This window comes from Dictyobacter halimunensis (genome assembly GCF_036245075.1).
Genome location: NZ_BSRI01000001.1, coordinates 553,867 through 568,923, shown reverse-complemented (window position 1 = coordinate 568,923; position 15,057 = coordinate 553,867). Strand labels below are relative to the sequence as shown.

At 52.4% G+C, this 15,057-nt stretch carries 14 protein-coding genes; 6 read left to right on the top strand and 8 right to left on the bottom strand.

The window, feature by feature from the left end:
• Positions 1–20 precede the first annotated feature (20 nt).
• Both AABA21_RS02415 and AABA21_RS02410 read right to left on the bottom strand, forming a co-directional pair.
• Positions 21–560 (bottom strand): hypothetical protein, encoded by a 540-nt coding sequence (locus AABA21_RS02415; RefSeq protein WP_338247364.1) that lies wholly within the window; start codon positions 558–560, stop codon positions 21–23.
• A 336-nt stretch (positions 561–896) separates the two neighbouring features.
• Positions 897–1,949 carry a class I SAM-dependent methyltransferase gene (locus tag AABA21_RS02410; RefSeq protein ID WP_338247363.1) on the bottom strand — a complete coding sequence of 351 codons (1,053 nt, stop codon included), beginning with the start codon at positions 1,947–1,949 and terminating at the stop codon, positions 897–899.
• 329 nt (positions 1,950–2,278) lie between these two features.
• Here AABA21_RS02410 and AABA21_RS02405 point away from each other — a divergent pair, with 329 nt between their 5' ends.
• The 5 genes from AABA21_RS02405 to AABA21_RS02385 all read left to right on the top strand — a co-directional run bounded on the left by AABA21_RS02405 (position 2,279) and on the right by AABA21_RS02385 (position 7,879).
• A complete protein-coding gene (locus tag AABA21_RS02405; protein ID WP_338247362.1) occupies positions 2,279–3,439 on the top strand; it encodes a multicopper oxidase family protein in 1,161 nt (386 codons plus the stop codon).
• Positions 3,440–3,630: 191 nt separating this feature from the next.
• The gene (locus AABA21_RS02400; RefSeq protein WP_338247361.1) at positions 3,631–3,930 is read left to right on the top strand and encodes a GIY-YIG nuclease family protein; all 300 of its coding nucleotides are present in this window, start codon (positions 3,631–3,633) and stop codon (positions 3,928–3,930) included.
• A 106-nt stretch (positions 3,931–4,036) separates the two neighbouring features.
• On the top strand, positions 4,037–5,311 hold the full coding sequence (locus tag AABA21_RS02395; protein WP_338247360.1) for a mannosyltransferase family protein: 1,275 nt from the start codon (positions 4,037–4,039) through the stop codon (positions 5,309–5,311).
• A 64-nt stretch (positions 5,312–5,375) separates the two neighbouring features.
• A complete protein-coding gene (locus AABA21_RS02390; protein ID WP_338247359.1) occupies positions 5,376–6,632 on the top strand; it encodes a cytochrome P450 in 1,257 nt (418 codons plus the stop codon).
• Positions 6,633–6,664: 32 nt separating this feature from the next.
• The gene (locus AABA21_RS02385; protein ID WP_338247358.1) at positions 6,665–7,879 is read left to right on the top strand and encodes a threonine synthase; all 1,215 of its coding nucleotides are present in this window, start codon (positions 6,665–6,667) and stop codon (positions 7,877–7,879) included.
• Between the two features lie 83 nt (positions 7,880–7,962).
• Here AABA21_RS02385 and AABA21_RS02380 read toward each other — a convergent pair whose 3' ends face one another.
• The gene (locus tag AABA21_RS02380) at positions 7,963–8,814 is read right to left on the bottom strand and encodes a hypothetical protein (RefSeq protein WP_338247357.1); all 852 of its coding nucleotides are present in this window, start codon (positions 8,812–8,814) and stop codon (positions 7,963–7,965) included.
• Positions 8,815–9,092: 278 nt separating this feature from the next.
• Between AABA21_RS02380 and AABA21_RS02375 the strand changes: the two genes are divergently transcribed.
• Positions 9,093–10,106 (top strand): Gfo/Idh/MocA family protein, encoded by a 1,014-nt coding sequence (locus tag AABA21_RS02375; protein WP_338247356.1) that lies wholly within the window; start codon positions 9,093–9,095, stop codon positions 10,104–10,106.
• A gap of 205 nt (positions 10,107–10,311) precedes the next feature.
• Here the strand turns inward: AABA21_RS02375 and AABA21_RS02370 are convergent, their stop codons facing one another.
• The 5 genes from AABA21_RS02370 to AABA21_RS02350 all read right to left on the bottom strand — a co-directional run bounded on the left by AABA21_RS02370 (position 10,312) and on the right by AABA21_RS02350 (position 14,971).
• Positions 10,312–11,274, bottom strand: coding sequence for a carbohydrate kinase family protein (locus tag AABA21_RS02370; RefSeq protein ID WP_338247355.1), 963 nt, complete (start codon positions 11,272–11,274; stop codon positions 10,312–10,314).
• A 45-nt stretch (positions 11,275–11,319) separates the two neighbouring features.
• Positions 11,320–12,702, bottom strand: a complete 1,383-nt coding sequence (locus AABA21_RS02365) for a serine hydrolase domain-containing protein (RefSeq protein WP_338247354.1) — start codon at positions 12,700–12,702, stop codon at positions 11,320–11,322.
• A gap of 126 nt (positions 12,703–12,828) precedes the next feature.
• Positions 12,829–13,410 (bottom strand): YdeI/OmpD-associated family protein, encoded by a 582-nt coding sequence (locus tag AABA21_RS02360; protein WP_338247353.1) that lies wholly within the window; start codon positions 13,408–13,410, stop codon positions 12,829–12,831.
• A gap of 14 nt (positions 13,411–13,424) precedes the next feature.
• Entirely contained in the window at positions 13,425–14,144 is a 720-nt protein-coding gene (locus AABA21_RS02355) for a 3-keto-5-aminohexanoate cleavage protein (protein WP_338247352.1), read from the bottom strand.
• Between the two features lie 335 nt (positions 14,145–14,479).
• Positions 14,480–14,971, bottom strand: a complete 492-nt coding sequence (locus tag AABA21_RS02350) for a hypothetical protein (RefSeq protein ID WP_338247351.1) — start codon at positions 14,969–14,971, stop codon at positions 14,480–14,482.
• Between the last annotated feature and the right edge of the window lie 86 nt (positions 14,972–15,057).

The following is a 15,057-nucleotide window of genomic DNA, read 5'->3' as shown; positions in this document are numbered from 1 at the left end:
AGTTTGAGGAGCATACTATTCTATAGCGAAGGTTTGACTGGCCCTGGATGTATCGGTAATGGCATAACGTGCGGATGGAGCGCAGGGACCAGGATGCTTCCATCTTCCTGGCAATATTGTATATGTAACCCATAGTAATCCCGGTACATCCTACTACAGATGTAGAAATTGACATGATGCGTGCCCGGGCCAACAATGGTATAGGGTCGCACCTGATTGGTGATCTGGCAATAATGTTCTCGCTTGACCAGCGTAAAATCGCGGATAGTACCGGCATCGATCCCTGTCTGCTGATAGGTCAGCGATTGGCCTGACTGGCACGTAATATAAGCTCGCCAGAAGCAGTCTTCAATCGTATTGGCGTTTGTGTTGGTCGGTGTAGTACCCCCTATGCGTACATAGACCGTCCCACAGCTGGATTGCGGGGCGGCTGCTGAAGCACTGGGGATAAATTCAAAGCTGTAGAAGGTTAATGCGCCAGCCATACATAGAATGGCCAGACTAATTCCCATAGCCAATGAAAAACGTGAAGGTTTTAATTGTTTAAGTGTTTTTCTCATAAGTTAATCCTTTCAGTATGTATTCGTTTATACATCTATCCAACCAACCATTACGAACACCACCTGTTTTTATTATACTGATGGATCAATACATGGGTAAAAGCTTATTTATGCATATAGCTTGTCTAGTAAGCATTTAGAGCTCAAATACTTCCGCTCTGTTATGGCAGATATGTTTTTTCGTGTACTGTGACAGAAAATGGTCGGCTAGTCCGACCATTTTCTGTCACAGTACACGAAAAACAGTTGATGCGAATCGCTTAAAGCGATTCGCATCAACTGTTCAAGGAGAAATGGAGTGTCTAACGCGTGCAGGGCGGGAACGCAGGCGCAGCGTTAGCGCAGACGCGCTATAATCCCGTTGTGCGCCTTGATGCGCCCGTGGCGCAAAATCTCAAAACCATTTTCGTAGGCGTACAGGCCGAGATGTTTGACATCCATGAGCTCGCGATAGGCGAAGTTCATAGTGTCGGCGAACAAGGTATAGAAGATTTTAGATTGTAGCTGCGCACGGGGCGTGGTCATAATGGCATAGCCTCCTGGTTTGAGGAAGCGTCTATGCATGTCCAGGGCCAGTGGTTTATATTCATCGGGAAAATGTTCGATCAGACCAATGCTAACCACGATATCAAATTCTTTTCCATATTTGAGATCGCGAATGTCACAGACCTCAAAATCGATGTTCATCTCGTCCCTGTACCAGACCTTAGGAGCGCCGGTGGCCGGATTTTCGCCGAGGAAGGGGTAGGATTCGGGGAACTCACCGAAGCGGTGGGTGCGGCAGTAATCGTCGTAATCGACCAGTACGGTGTGTCCACCCGGATACATGGCCATGAGCTGCATGGCCTCGTAGCCATCGGCGGCTCCTAGAAAGAGGATCTCCGGCTTTTCAACGTCCAGTCCCTCAAATAAGGCCCGCTTGCCACGGGGATCCCAAATGGCATCCTCAATACGATGAATTTTATTCCAGACACTGGTATGAATGATCTCCTCGACAGATTCAAGGGCCTCGTGCAACTGGAGAGTAGTCAGGCTCTTCCCTAACGTTCCCAGCGCCTCTTTACGAGTGGCCAGCGCATCTTCATCAAAGAGCTGCTGAAATGAGCGGTTGAACATCTCCCAGGATGTTTTCGGAGGCAATTGCTGGTCGTGTTCTTTTTCCCAGCGGAGCTTCTCCTTTGACCAGCGTTCAACGCGATATGGGCGCCCGATTTTCTCCCACGAGAGCTCGCTCCAATCCGAGATTGGGTTGGCGTCGTAAAAGACATCTTTGGTATGGGTTGGTCTGAGATCCATACGATAGGTCGGCAAGAGTTTCGTAGTCCCGATGTCCTGCTCTGTATATGGATGCGTGGCTTGTGATGTGTGCGAATGCTGATAAACGTCCATCGTAAATCCTCTTAGAGAACGGCTTCGCTGCCCTGGCCCTTAAATAGGCTGTAGCAATACTCGCTTTGTTTGATTGAAGTATGCTTGACTGCCAATACATTGTCAAGTGGGACGTTTCCCCGGCTAAGAGATACAAAAATTCTCAAAAGATGCTATCGCTGATGGCATTATCTTCATATCACTGTACTTGTGATGATTTTTTCTCCTGCCGTGATCCATCCGTGATGTGTCTGCATTATGATCTGTGTATCTAAAGCAGACAAAATCGTAACGCATCAAAACATAACGATTGCTTCATCTTTTTTATTTTTTGCATAGGAGAGTAAGACATGCTACATGTCCCTGATAAACCATCCGTCGAGGAAAGCGCTCCCGCGCTTCCTACATCTCAGCCTTCTACACCCAACGTGAAAATTACCTATCAACGGCCTGGACTGCGCAGACGCAGCCATACTACCGAGTGGTTTGCCTTTGTCTGTGTCATGGTCCTGGTCGCATTGTTGAGCTATGGCGTTGGCGCCATGATGACATTAAATCGCGGCGACTCCTCTAGCTCTAGTAGTTCCAGCAGTTCTGGTGGCTCCGATACTATGTCTATGTCCGACTCCAGTTCTAATTCAGCTGATACCGCCAACGTACCGTTGGCAACCCAGAAGTATGGCGATCAACCAGCGACCTATAAAGTTGATGCCGACGGAGCAAAACATTTTACGCTGACCGCTGAGCAGGTGATGTGGGAGGTGACAGCGGGTCATCGCGTGCTGGCATGGACCATTAACGGTACCGTTCCAGGACCCAAGATCTCTGTGAATGCTGGCGACCATGTGCGCATCACGCTTATCAACCATTTCCCGAAGGCGACGGCTGTACACTGGCATGGCCTGGAAGTGTCGACCCATGAGGATGGTGTACCCGGTCTTGGTCAGAAGCCGATCGAGCCTGGACAGACCTATAACTTTGATTTCACCTTGCACGATCAGGATGTGGGTACGCACTGGTACCACAGTCACTATGACGATATGGAGCAGGAGACCAATGGTTTCTATGGCGCATTCATTGTCAATCCACGTCCCGGTAGCCCACAGCAGATTAAGGCGGATGTTGAATATGATCAATTTGTTGCAGCGATGGGCGGCTATTATGTGATCAATGGTAAGTCTTTCCCGGATACGCAGCCAATCACTGTGAAACATGGTCAGAACGTCCACATTCGTCTATTTGGGGCCGACTCGAATAGCATCCATCCCATGCACCTGCATGGTCATTCATTCCAGATTGTGGCTGAGGATGGACACACGGTGACACAGCCAATCACCAAGGATACTGTTCAACTTGCCCCTGGCGAGACGTATGATCTGGTATTCAACGCCTGGGCGACACCTGGTAGTGTGTATCCGTTCCATTGCCATATCCTGTCGCACCTGATGAATCCGGGCCAGACAGGCGCAGAAATGGGCGGCCTGCTCACCCTGATCGAGTACGCCAAATAATATCCTGTAGATGCCCGAATTGTCCTGTCCCGAGGCCCACTCCATCTGGAGTGGGCCTCTCTTTACATCTCTTTCGCAGTTCCTTCCACATCTGAAGATAAGAAATGTTACAATAAGGTTATATCTTGCAGGGTGCTATGTGTTAGCACTTTTTAGAGATAGTTATAAATGATTAGAAATGGTTGCCGTGCGTGAATTCCGCCTTGCATTATGTCTATATTGTGCGCTGTGTTGATGGCACGCTCTATACTGGTTATGCCACCGATGTGGCGCGCCGCGTGGCCACGCATAATGCTGGAAAGGGGGCGCGCTATACACGTGCGCGTTTGCCGGTTGAGTTGCTGGCTAGCTGGGAGTTCGCCACAAAAAATGAGGCTCTGCGCATCGAGTATGCGTTGAAGCGCTGGCCGCGCCGCCAGAAACTGCTCCTGATTGAAACTCCGGCTCTGATCACCCTGTTGACCACTCCCCAGCCTGACGGAGTTGAATGAGCCACTAGGATATTTTTCCTTTTTCCTTTGCTTTGAGGGTGATGACCTCTATAGTAGATGATGTATTTCCATCTATGTTTATCAGCGAGGTAAAGGAAGCAACCGAATGGAATCATCCGATCCAAAGATTTCTGCTGATCCTGTTGTTGATGCAGCGCCCGGGTCTGCTGCTGGCACTGTACCAGAGACACCGGCGCTGGCGCCAGCAGCGCGCAGAAGCTGGTGGCGCAAATGGTCCCATGCCGCCCGACAGATTCTGCCCATGTACATCGCCTGGCACATCGTCTTTGCCCTGACCAGTTGCTTTGCTGTGCTCTTTACGCAGCCCGATTTTACTCGTAAGGGGGTGCCCCTATATATGGCCTGGCAGGACTGGTTTCGCTGGGATGCGACCCATTTTCGCACCATCGCGGTCATCGGCTACGATTGGCCCTGGCGAACGGCGTTTTTCCCGCTGTATCCCCTCTGTGTGAAAGCGTGGATGGTGCTGACCAACTCTCCAACCTCTCCCCTGCGTGGTGAGTTGGTGGTGTCGAACCTGGCCTGCTTTGTGCTCTTTATTGTCTTCTACCAGTTGGTGTGTGAGGACTTTGATGAGGAGCGTGCGCGGCGCGCCATGTTCTATCTCTGGATCTTTCCTACCTCGTTTTTCCTGGTTGCTCCCTATAATGAGTCTCTGTTCATCTGCTTTGCCCTGTTGTGCTTCTATCAACTGCGCCATGGCAACTGGTGGTTGGCGGGGATATTTGGCTTTTTCGCCAGTCTGACGCGTTCGACTGGACTGTTTCTGCTGCTTCCTTTCGGCTATGAGTACCTGCGCCAGCGTGATTTCTCTTTTAAATCGATGAGTATGAATGTCGTAAGTGTGGGACTGATTCCGGCTGGTGTGGGGGTGTTCGCGCTGTATTGCTACTATCGTTTTGGTGATCTGCTGGCCTTCTCACATGCTCAGGCGATGTGGGCGCATCACCTACACGGTCCCTGGCATGGCCTGATCGGCTCGGCCAAGGCGATTCTCATCAGTGATGGCATCCTGAGCTTCCAGTCGCAGCGCAATCTGATGGATCTGGTGCCTTCCCTATTCATCCTGACGTTGATTATTCTGAGCATCGTTGGCCCCTGGCGTATGCCGCGTTCGCACTGGTCGTATTGTCTGTATGCTGTCGCCGTCTATATTTTCCTGCAGCTTTTCCCGATTGGTGGAACCGGCCTCTTCCCGCTGCAATCGCAGGCCCGCTATATGCTGGAGCTGTTCCCGGCCTTTATTTTGATGGCTGGCATCGGCAAAAATAAAACCTTCAATCTATATTATCCTTTGATCGCCGCCAGCGTACTTTTCTTCCTGTTGACCCAGTATCTGACGGGACACTGGGTCCTCTAGCGAACGCGCCAGCCTGTTTTGCTATTCCAGGGTGTGCATGATGTACAATAGTAAAGGATGATGCATGTACGGCCGGATAGTTACCCTGGCAGGAAAGGTTGGATCAATGCAACTCCCGTCTTTTTTCAATGATTTTACTCTTCCACCGTTAGAGTGGCATCAGCAGATGCGTGAGTGGGGAGCAACCATGCGGGCGAGCGAGCCCGTGTGGTTTGATGAGCAGAATGAGAGCTGGCGCATCTTCCGCTACGCCGACCATATACGTGTGCAGAACGATTATGCTACGTTTTCTTCGGCGCCTGCTCCTCATGAGAATAATGAGGCGGCTAATAGTATCATTGCCATGGATCCACCTCGCCATCGTCAGTTGCGATCTCTGGTGACGCCGGCCTTTTCCGCTCGTTCCATTGCTCAACTGGCCCCCCGCATCGAGGAAATTACGCAAGAACTGCTGCAGCCAATGTTAGCGCAGGATCAGATGGACGTGGTGGCGCAGCTGGCGGTGCCACTGCCTATTATTGTAATTGCCGATATGCTGGGTTTTCCACACGAAAACTGGCCTCTAATTAAGCAGTGGACCGATGCGCTGTTATCTGATTCCTCGCTGGGGCAGGAGGAATCCTCCCAGGACTCGGAGATGCCGCTGACGCAGGAGCAGGTCATGATCCTGTATGAGAAGATGGCACATACTATTGATGAACGGCGCCGCCATCCACGCCAGGATATTTTAAGTCTGCTCCTGACGGCGGAGGTAGATGGTGAATATCTGAGCGACGATGACCTCTACGCCTTCTTTATTACGCTGCTGGTCGCCGGTAACGTGACGACCACGCAGTTGATTGGCAATGCCTTCCTCTGTTTTGATCAGCATCCCGATGCCTGGCAGCAATTGCGCCAGGACCCCTCGCTGGTGCCGGTGGCGATCGAGGAGATCCTGCGTTGCCTGCCTCCCAACCGGGGCACGGGCGGTGCCCGCACCATCATTGGTGGTCGTGTGGCTACCACTGATGTCCAGCTCGGTGACCACCTGATCCGCAAAGGGCAGGTCGTAAAGGTGACCACCATATCCGCGAACTTTGATGAGACCCAGTTTTCCGAGCCGGCCCGCTTTGACATTCGGCGCAATCCCAACCGCCACCTGTCCTTCGGCCATGGCATCCACTTCTGTCTGGGCGCGCCGCTGGCGCGTCTGGAGGCAAAGATTGTGCTGGAGAATCTGCTGCGCCTGCTGCCTGAGTGGCGGCGAGACAAAGACGTCCCACTCCGTCAGGTTCGCAGCAACATCGTCTTTGGTGTCAAGAACCTGCCGATTACTTTTTAGCAACCACAAGATTTTGATAAAGGTGAAATACATTGTCTTTTAGCTTTTTAACCCATCTGGAATGTCCACGTTGTCATACACATTATAATGCTGATGAGCAGGCCCACCTGTGCACCTGCGGCTCTCCGTTGCTGGTTCGTTATGACCTGGCAGCTGTCAAAGAGCAGTTGAGTAAAGAGATGCTGCAACAACGCGAGCCGACGCTCTGGCGCTATCACGAACTACTGCCGGTGCGTTCGGCCGAGAATGTGGTGTCTCTTGGAGAAGGGATGACGCCGCTGCTGCCATTGCCGCGCCTTGGTGAGAAGCTGGCTATGCGTCATCTGTATGTTAAAGATGAAGGGGTGATTCCCACCGGATCATTTAAGGCCCGTGGCGCCGCGGTTGGCGTGTCGCGTGCCCGCGAGCTCGGCGTGCAGACGCTGGCCATGCCGACAAATGGGAATGCCGGTGGGGCCTGGGCCACATACTCTGCTCGTGCCGGACTTGACGCGGTGGTGGTTATGCCAGAGGGCGCGCCCCTGATCACACGCAACGAGTGCGCTATCAGCGGCGCACATCTGTTCCTGGTAAATGGATTGATCAGCGACGCAGGCGCTATCGTTGGACGTGCCGTTAAAGCCCATGGCTGGTACGATGCTTCGACCCTCAAAGAGCCATATCGGATCGAAGGCAAAAAGACGATGGGGTACGAATTGGCTGAACAGTTCCACTGGGATGTGCCTGATGTGATCCTCTATCCCACCGGAGGTGGGGTCGGAATCATTGGTATCTATAAGGCGTTGCGTGAACTGCAGGAACTGGGCTGGATCGGTGAGCGTCTTCCCCGACTGGTGGCGGTCCAGTCTACCGGTTGCGCCCCCATTGTCAAGGCCTGGCAGGAGGGGCGGGACACGTCTGAAATGTGGAAGAACTCCAAAACAGTGGCCTTTGGTATCAACGTACCAAAGGCGCTGGGTGACTTTCTGGTGCTGGAGGCGGTACGCGATACCGGCGGTTGCGCCCTGGCGGTTGATGACGACGAATTGCTGCAGGCGCAGGCCGAACTGGCCAGTAGCGAAGGGCTTTTCGTCTGTCCCGAAGGCGCGGCTACCCTGGTGGCCGCCCGCAAGCTACGCCAGCAGGGCTGGATTCAGGAAGGTGAACGCGTTGTCCTGCTCAACACGGGCAGCGGCATCAAATACCCTGACACCGTCCAGGTTTCACCACCCCTCTTGCAACCCCAGGACGACATTTCTCTAGCATAATTCAAATATGTGCCGTTGTAGACGGGTCCCCTTGTGGGCGCACCAGGTGCGCCCACAAGGGGACCCGTCTACAACGCGAATCGCTATCTTCTTGACGACCTGAAAGTCTGGCTATAGCGCTCGGTGTTACCCAGCACATTTCGTGAAAAGTTGCCGGTTTGGGTAGGATAGAGAAAGGCGATGGCGAGCAGCGCCAGTGAGAGGAAGAGCAGGATACCGGTGATGTTGCTTAACGTAGGCAGGAAGATGAAGATCTGGCTGACCAGGTTGAGGGCAGCACAAACGATCAGGATGTAGCTGATGAGGCGCGGAAAGGCTCGCATCTGCAATAAAGAGATGCCCAGGATAATGCAGCCAATGGTAAGTGGACCACCCGTAAAGAAGAAGTGTCCCCAATGGGTGATAGCCGCAAAAGATGGCAGGTGAAAGCGGGCCAGTGCCTGATCCACCAGATTCATACCGTTGACCTGCGGTACCTGAACGGACGGGATATCCGAGCCACTGGTATTCTGCCCAAAGAGTCCTGATATGCCGTTTTTGATCGCATTTAAACCGTTGGAAGCGCCATTCGCGGCGTTCTGAGCGGCATTTCCAGGGGCATTAAGAACGGTCGTGATACTTTGCGCCATCCCTAATAATACTGGTATGAGTACCATGTTGACGGCGATAACGCCGATCACGAACACCAGCGCACCTATAAAAAGCAGTCCTGAGCCTAAAATTCCTAAGGGATTGATGTCGTCCGATAGCTGTGCGTACGTATTAAGACCATAGATAAAAATGATGGTACCCAGTGTTACCAGAATCATTGGGAGAAACCAGCTGCCCTGGGTGGGATTATTGCTACCCAGGTTTAATACTTCACCGACTATCGCTAGCAGGCTCCCCGCCAGTAGTAAGATGGCCCCAATACGCATTTTTGCCTGTCGTAACATAGTTTTTGCCTCCTGAGTAGCAGCGCACACTTCATACCTATCATATTATAATCTGATAATCTCAATATTACCTAACGCTAATATTGAATATTTTTCTCGGCCTGACATGCCGCAACCTATTTTTACCTGGAAATGTCGGCTCGCCAGTGAGGGTAGACATATTTCTTGTGATACAATGCTCTCTATTATGCAAGAGCTAGCAGGTACACAAAAATAACCGATATGGGTAGTTTGATTCGCAAACTGCTGGCATTGGAAGAATGATAAGGAGATTTTTGATGCTGCGTATTATACTGGTTGGGTTAGGCAACTGCGGTCGCCACTGGGTTCGGAGCATCTATCCCAAACAGAACGAGGCACAGCTAGTAGCGTATGTGGATGCCATTCCGGAATCTTTGCAGCGCGCCCGGCAGGAGTTCGGACTGGCCGAGGAACTTTGTTTTACTGCTCTTGAAGAAGCCCTTGAACAGGTAGATTGCGACGCGGTCCAGATTGCCAGTACCCTTGAGACCCATATCCCCCTGGCGCTTACTGCCCTGCGTGCTGGAAAGCATGTACTGCTTGAGAAGCCACTGGCGCCAACTCTGGAGGAGGCACGTGAAGCCATTGCGGAGGCAGAGAAACAGGGACGATTGCTGATGGTCAATCAAAATTATCGCTATTCGGCCGCCGTCTACCAGGTCAGAGAGTTGATCCAAAGTCAGTATTTTGGCCCCGTTGGCACGGTTACTGTTGATTTCAGGCGCTACGCCAATTCGGCCCCGCGCGGTAGCAATCGTCATTATACTATCTGGCAACCCTTGCTGATCGATATGTCGATCCATCACTTTGACCTGATGCGCTTTATTTTAGGCCAGGAGCCGCAAGCTATTTCCTGTCAGACCTGGAATCCTCCTTATAGCAATTTTGACGAGCCGCCAGCGGGTAGCGCTGTCATTCAATTTGCTGGCGGAGCGGTCGTGTGCTATCGCGGGAGTTGGGTCAGCACGGCCCCCCAGACTACCTGGAGCGGTGATTGGCGCGTAGAATGCCTTGAAGGCGTGATTAGCTGGCATACCCGTGGCGATGGACTGCCGGACGAGGTCATTATCCAGCCGCGCAATAAGCAGCCGCTGCCCCTTAAGATCGACGAACTTGATTATGAGGACTGGGGTGGTAGTCTGCAGACATTTGTGCAGGCCGTGCAGAATGGCACCGATCCAGACTGCGCCGCCCATCACAACATCCATACCCTGGCTCTTACGCTGGCCGCCGTCGAAGCTGCAACCAGCGGGCAACCCGTTCTCTTTTAGCATTATCTGGATCCCTGATCGTCGTTCGTCTTCCGCGCGAATCCAGATATCAGAACAGGTCGTTTGTGGGTTGGTACGACAGGGGCGGCATGCGTGCCCCTGTCGTACCAACCCACAAAAACGGTGTGGCCGCGTATGCGGACACCTGTACGGCGGCGATCACGTACCCCTGTAAGACGATAGGAAGATAACGTCAGCGCAACCTTTAAGCGTTATGCTGAATCAGGAACTGCTCAACCTCTTCTCGCGCAGGCGGGTCCGCGCCCTCGCGGAGGCAGTTGAGGGCGGCGGCGGCAGCCGCGAAGCGTAGCATGCTGGTCAGCTCATCATCGTTTATCCCGGCCAGCTCGTCGTGCGTAAGAATCTCATGATCGGCCAGGTAGGTCAGCAGCCCGGCGCAAAACGTGTCGCCGGCCCCAATGGTATCCCGAACCTCTATGTTGAAGCCAGGTATCTGGATAGGCGTGCCCACCTTGCGCATGGCGATGGCTCCGGCGGCTCCGCGTGTAATGACAACAAGGGCGGGCCCCTGCTCTGAGAGCTGGGGAAGCGCCGCCTCGGGCGTTTGGCCGGGCATTAACCACTCCAGATCGGCGTCGCTCAACTTGAGGAGATCCGTCAGGCTTATCAGCTTCTGCAGCAGGGCGCGATACGCCGCTTCATCTTTAACCAGCGAGGGCCGTATATTGGGATCCAGCGAAAGCAATGCTTGCCCCTTGAGGCGCCCAAAGGTGTGGAGGACCGTATCTGGCGTGGTGCCTCGCAGCAGGCTTACTGAGCCGATCTGGAGTAATCTGGTCTCTGCAAATAAGCTATCGTGTAGATCTTCTTGCGTCATCAGGGCATCGGCGGTCCCTTCGCCGTAAAAATCAAAGCTGGCCTGCCCTGCTTCCATCGCTACGAAGGCCAGCGTGCTGTGAGCCTCGTCTGTGCTGAGATAGCGTGGATCAATACCGTTCTCTTCAATGTAGGCTCGTAGCCTGCGACCAAAATAATCATTACTTATTTTGCTGGCGAACGCGCTGGGCTGACCGAGACGGGCAACTCCGACCGCGATATTGAGCGGTGAACCGGCAGGATAGGCCCGGAACTCATCGTTCTTTCCGTTTCCCGGCATCAGCAAAAAGTCGATCAGGCATTCGCCCATACACGTGATGAAGCTTCTCATACCAATTATTCATCCTTCTAGCAAGAGCATCCTTGCTGCCAATCGCTATTTTCTCTGTAATATAGCACCCATAGGCATGGTTGTGTACAGGAAGAGCGCGGGCAGGTGCTGCATACGCATGAGGAGACTGGTTACCGATGCATTGCTATGGTTATCGATGGTAGGGCGTGGCTCTTGTTCTGGCTGGATGGGGCTGGTATGTTCCGCCTGTGTTTTAGATGTATTTTTGACTGTACCGGCCCCGATCGTCTGGATGACGGCTTTGGCCATTTCGTTGGCTGGATTTGTACCATCGGGTGCGATATAAAGATTCGTGAGAATGATCACGGTGGTTTTCGTAACCGGTTGATAGGCGACAAAACTGGTGTAGCCGGGTGTCGAACCGTTGTGACCAAGCAGGCCGGTAAACTTAGCGATGCCCAGTCCATAGCTGGACGACTCATTGATTGGCAGCCAGTTGAGCCGTTCCCTTTGGAGCGCGGGATTTAGCAGTTTGCCCGTGGCCAGCGCCCTGGCCCAGATCTTTAAGTCCTCTAAATCGGATACCACACCGCCAGAGGTCCAGGAAAACGAATGATTGAGGTCAGTCACATTATTTGGTTGCCGATCAAGGTCACCCACCTTGATCGCCTCTTTGCGCGTCATATGTGGCCGCGGGATAGATTGCAGGTTGCTGCCGAACATGTAGCCCTGGGCATATGGTTGGGGCATAGCTGGTTGATTCTGCAGTGGAAGCAAGGTGTTGTACATACCAAGCGGTTGAAAGATTCTCTGTTGTAGAACGACGTTGGCGGCCGTATGCGTAACGCGTTCGATTACCTGGCCGAGCAGGATAAAATTGGTATTGGAGTAGCGATATTGCTGCCCGGGCGGTGAATATGGCGCGTGGCGCATACTGATGGCTACCAGTTCATCAGACTTCCAGGCCTTATCGGGATGCTGGTCTAACGTCTGCCGATACGAGCGGTCCTCTACATAGTCAAACAGACCGCTGGTCATGTTTAGCAACTGGCGAATGGTGATCGACTGCCCATTTTTGATATGTGGCAGGTATTTGCGGATTGGATCATCCAGGTGAACCTTTTTCTCCTGTACCAGCTGTAAAATAACGGTGCCCACCATAGTTTTGGTCACGCTGCCGATGCGCATATGATCTTTGACGTTGATAGGTGCGTTTGTCTTCAGGTTATCGGTACCCATGCCAGCGGTCCATGTGCCTTTCCCGGGTACATCTACATAAATAATTGCACCGGGGACGCGCATCTGCTTTTGTCTGGCGCTAAGCAGGGGTATGAGCTTTTCTACAAAGGTTGGTTGTTGGGTCAGCTTTGTCACTCGTGCATCTGTGCCGGTTGGAAAACTGACGAGTAGCAAGGCGAGCCAGAGAGCAAGCAGTAGATTGCGTACGTGCGCATGCTGTGTTTCCATTGGAACATTTCCTTTGAGCTGTATGTGGAGCACTGCTATGGGGGCGTTGACTCTCAAACACAACAAAATAGTGCCGTTCCTTTTATTACCATGCTCTAACACGTTCGCCAATTTATGTTGGTAACACTAGGGATAAATTTTCTCCTGCTTTTCGAGCATCGCTATAAACTTCTGCATACGTGCGTTGCGTGTTTCAGCTTTTTTGGCCGTTTGCAGCCTGAAGAGAATGGCATAGCGGTTTCTGCTATCCAGCGTGTTGAAAAATGCACGAGCGTTGGGATATTTATCCAGTTCTTGTTGAAAGTCTTCAGGGATTGTGGTTTGGCTCTGTCCGGCATACGCCTGCTCCCACCGCCCATCTGCTTTAGCAAGATCCACCTGCCGCTGTCCCGCTGGCTGCATCCTGCCGGCTGCGATCAATTGCATAGCTTTATCGCAATTGATCTTTGACCAGATACTTTTGGGACGGCGCGGTGTAAATTTTTGTAGCCAGTATTGATCGTCAAGCGAGGCTTTCTGCCCATCGATCCAACCATAGCAGAGTGCGCCTTCCAGGGCATCCGCGTAGGTGATAGAAGGAATGCCGGTCTCTTTTTTGGCCAGTTTTAGCCAGACGCCCGAGCTGGCAGTTCCATGCTCATGGAGCCACGCCTCCCAGCCCTGCTGGTTCTCGAAGAAAATAGTCTCAATAATCTCTTTGCTTTTCATCTTTTACACCTTATTCAATGTATACCGCACAATGCTGTTGCCTGAGTGACAAGCTCGGCATTTCCCTGTGTTCTCTGCCCATCCGAGAGGGTAAGCGTATCTTCGAGGCCGATGCGGGTATCATAACCCAGCGAGCAAGCCATTTTGAGTACGTCCCAGGCAGCTGTGTCTGCGCCATGGAGCAGGCGCGGCCTCAGGATGCGCGCCTCATCCAGTGCTGTGATCATCGCGGTGGTATTGGCTAGAGCGGCCTCAATCTCGCTTTCGGCTGGCTCGATCAGGGTGCGCAGGCATTGATCAGCCAGTCCCGATGCGTGCAACAGCCTGACGTCGGCAACTGTTGCCAGCCCCGCTTCTATGCCGATGCCGCGTGCCGCCAGCGCGTAGCAGAGCTCAACCGCGCCTGGCTCTGCAAAGTTAACCGAGGCGAAATCTGGTAGAACGCTCCATTCCTGGATGCGCCGCAGGCGTAGTGCAACATCATGCTCGATCCAGATGCCGGTGCTGACCCCGATAGGTATCCCGGGACAGCGTGCGCGCATGGCTACGAGCGCGTTTGCGATATCTTCGGCCCTCAGAGACTGACTGCCATCGGCGCGTCGTGGATGAACATGTATCGCTCCCGCCCCCGCCGTGACTACCGCTTCTGTGTCCCGTGCCAGTCGCTCCGGTGTGATGGGCAACGCCGCATGTTCTCCCACCTCTCGACTCCCATTCAGACAGGCTTTTAGCAACAATCTTATAGCTCCTTTCTTTAACCAGGGCCGCCATTGCAATAGCGGCTTATATTTATGAGATCTGTTCTTTCATCTCCGGAAACTTGCTGGTGAGTTGACGGTTGTACATTAGTAATACAACACAGGCGATCACCGCTATAAATATAAACCAGTAGGCAAAGACTAATAGCTGTATGCTACCCTCGAAGACCCGCTCAATATAGGCGAAGATCCAGTAGAATACAAGCATCCTTCTTATGGTGAGCAGGATAGTGCTGAATTGGATGGTGTTGTCACCTGTAACCTTTTGTGGCTGTTTTTTTGATGCGGCTGACTGTTTTTGGGCCCTATTTTTATTTTTCTGATACCTGAGAAAAAAAGATGCCGGCTACGGTCAAACAGATACTGCCCGCGATGATGCCGAGCACAATTAGTGATGTGGGCCTGCTGATAAGCGTGGTGAAGAAGAGAATAACAGCGATAGCGCAGGCAGATATACCGTCAAACATTTCAAGCTGGGTATATTCCTGTAGTAACTTTTTGCCTGCCGCTCCAGCGGGTAATGGCGCCATCGCCGGGACCATTCTGATAAAAGGTTGCGCGATTGCCAGGATGCCAAATAGCGCCCATCCCAGGATCAGGATCCATTTCGACCAGTGCAGCTGTGAAACTACTATGGGAAGGGCAAATAATATGACAGTCGGCCAGAGTCCGATCAAAAAGCTTTTAATTCTCCACCTCACAAGACTCTTTCTCTGTATCTTCTGGTCCAATAATCCCTTATATTCGGTTTCAATTTCGCTTGCGTAATCGGCTGGCATCAACTGTCGTTGCTCATAAGCCATCTCCAGCGCCTTTTTATGCCATTGATTGTATAAGTGAGCGATCAGTGCCATAAAAAGGAACATAAGGAATAGCATACAGATGGGCG

Bases quoted from the DNA above. Each gene is read 5' to 3' on its own strand.
- AABA21_RS02380 (WP_338247357.1), bottom strand. From the start codon at position 8,814: ATGTTACGACAGGCAAAAATGCGTATTGGGGCCATCTTACTACTGGCG.
- AABA21_RS02390 (WP_338247359.1), top strand. From the start codon at position 5,376: ATGTACGGCCGGATAGTTACCCTGGCAGGAAAGGTTGGATCAATGCAA.
- AABA21_RS02360 (WP_338247353.1), bottom strand. From the start codon at position 13,410: ATGAAAAGCAAAGAGATTATTGAGACTATTTTCTTCGAGAACCAGCAG.
- AABA21_RS02405 (WP_338247362.1), top strand. From the start codon at position 2,279: ATGCTACATGTCCCTGATAAACCATCCGTCGAGGAAAGCGCTCCCGCG.
- AABA21_RS02370 (WP_338247355.1), bottom strand. From the start codon at position 11,274: ATGAGAAGCTTCATCACGTGTATGGGCGAATGCCTGATCGACTTTTTG.
- AABA21_RS02410 (WP_338247363.1), bottom strand. From the start codon at position 1,949: ATGGACGTTTATCAGCATTCGCACACATCACAAGCCACGCATCCATAT.
- AABA21_RS02415 (WP_338247364.1), bottom strand. From the start codon at position 560: ATGAGAAAAACACTTAAACAATTAAAACCTTCACGTTTTTCATTGGCT.
- AABA21_RS02375 (WP_338247356.1), top strand. From the start codon at position 9,093: ATGCTGCGTATTATACTGGTTGGGTTAGGCAACTGCGGTCGCCACTGG.
- AABA21_RS02350 (WP_338247351.1), bottom strand. From the start codon at position 14,971: ATGGCTTATGAGCAACGACAGTTGATGCCAGCCGATTACGCAAGCGAA.
- AABA21_RS02365 (WP_338247354.1), bottom strand. From the start codon at position 12,702: ATGGAAACACAGCATGCGCACGTACGCAATCTACTGCTTGCTCTCTGG.
- AABA21_RS02395 (WP_338247360.1), top strand. From the start codon at position 4,037: ATGGAATCATCCGATCCAAAGATTTCTGCTGATCCTGTTGTTGATGCA.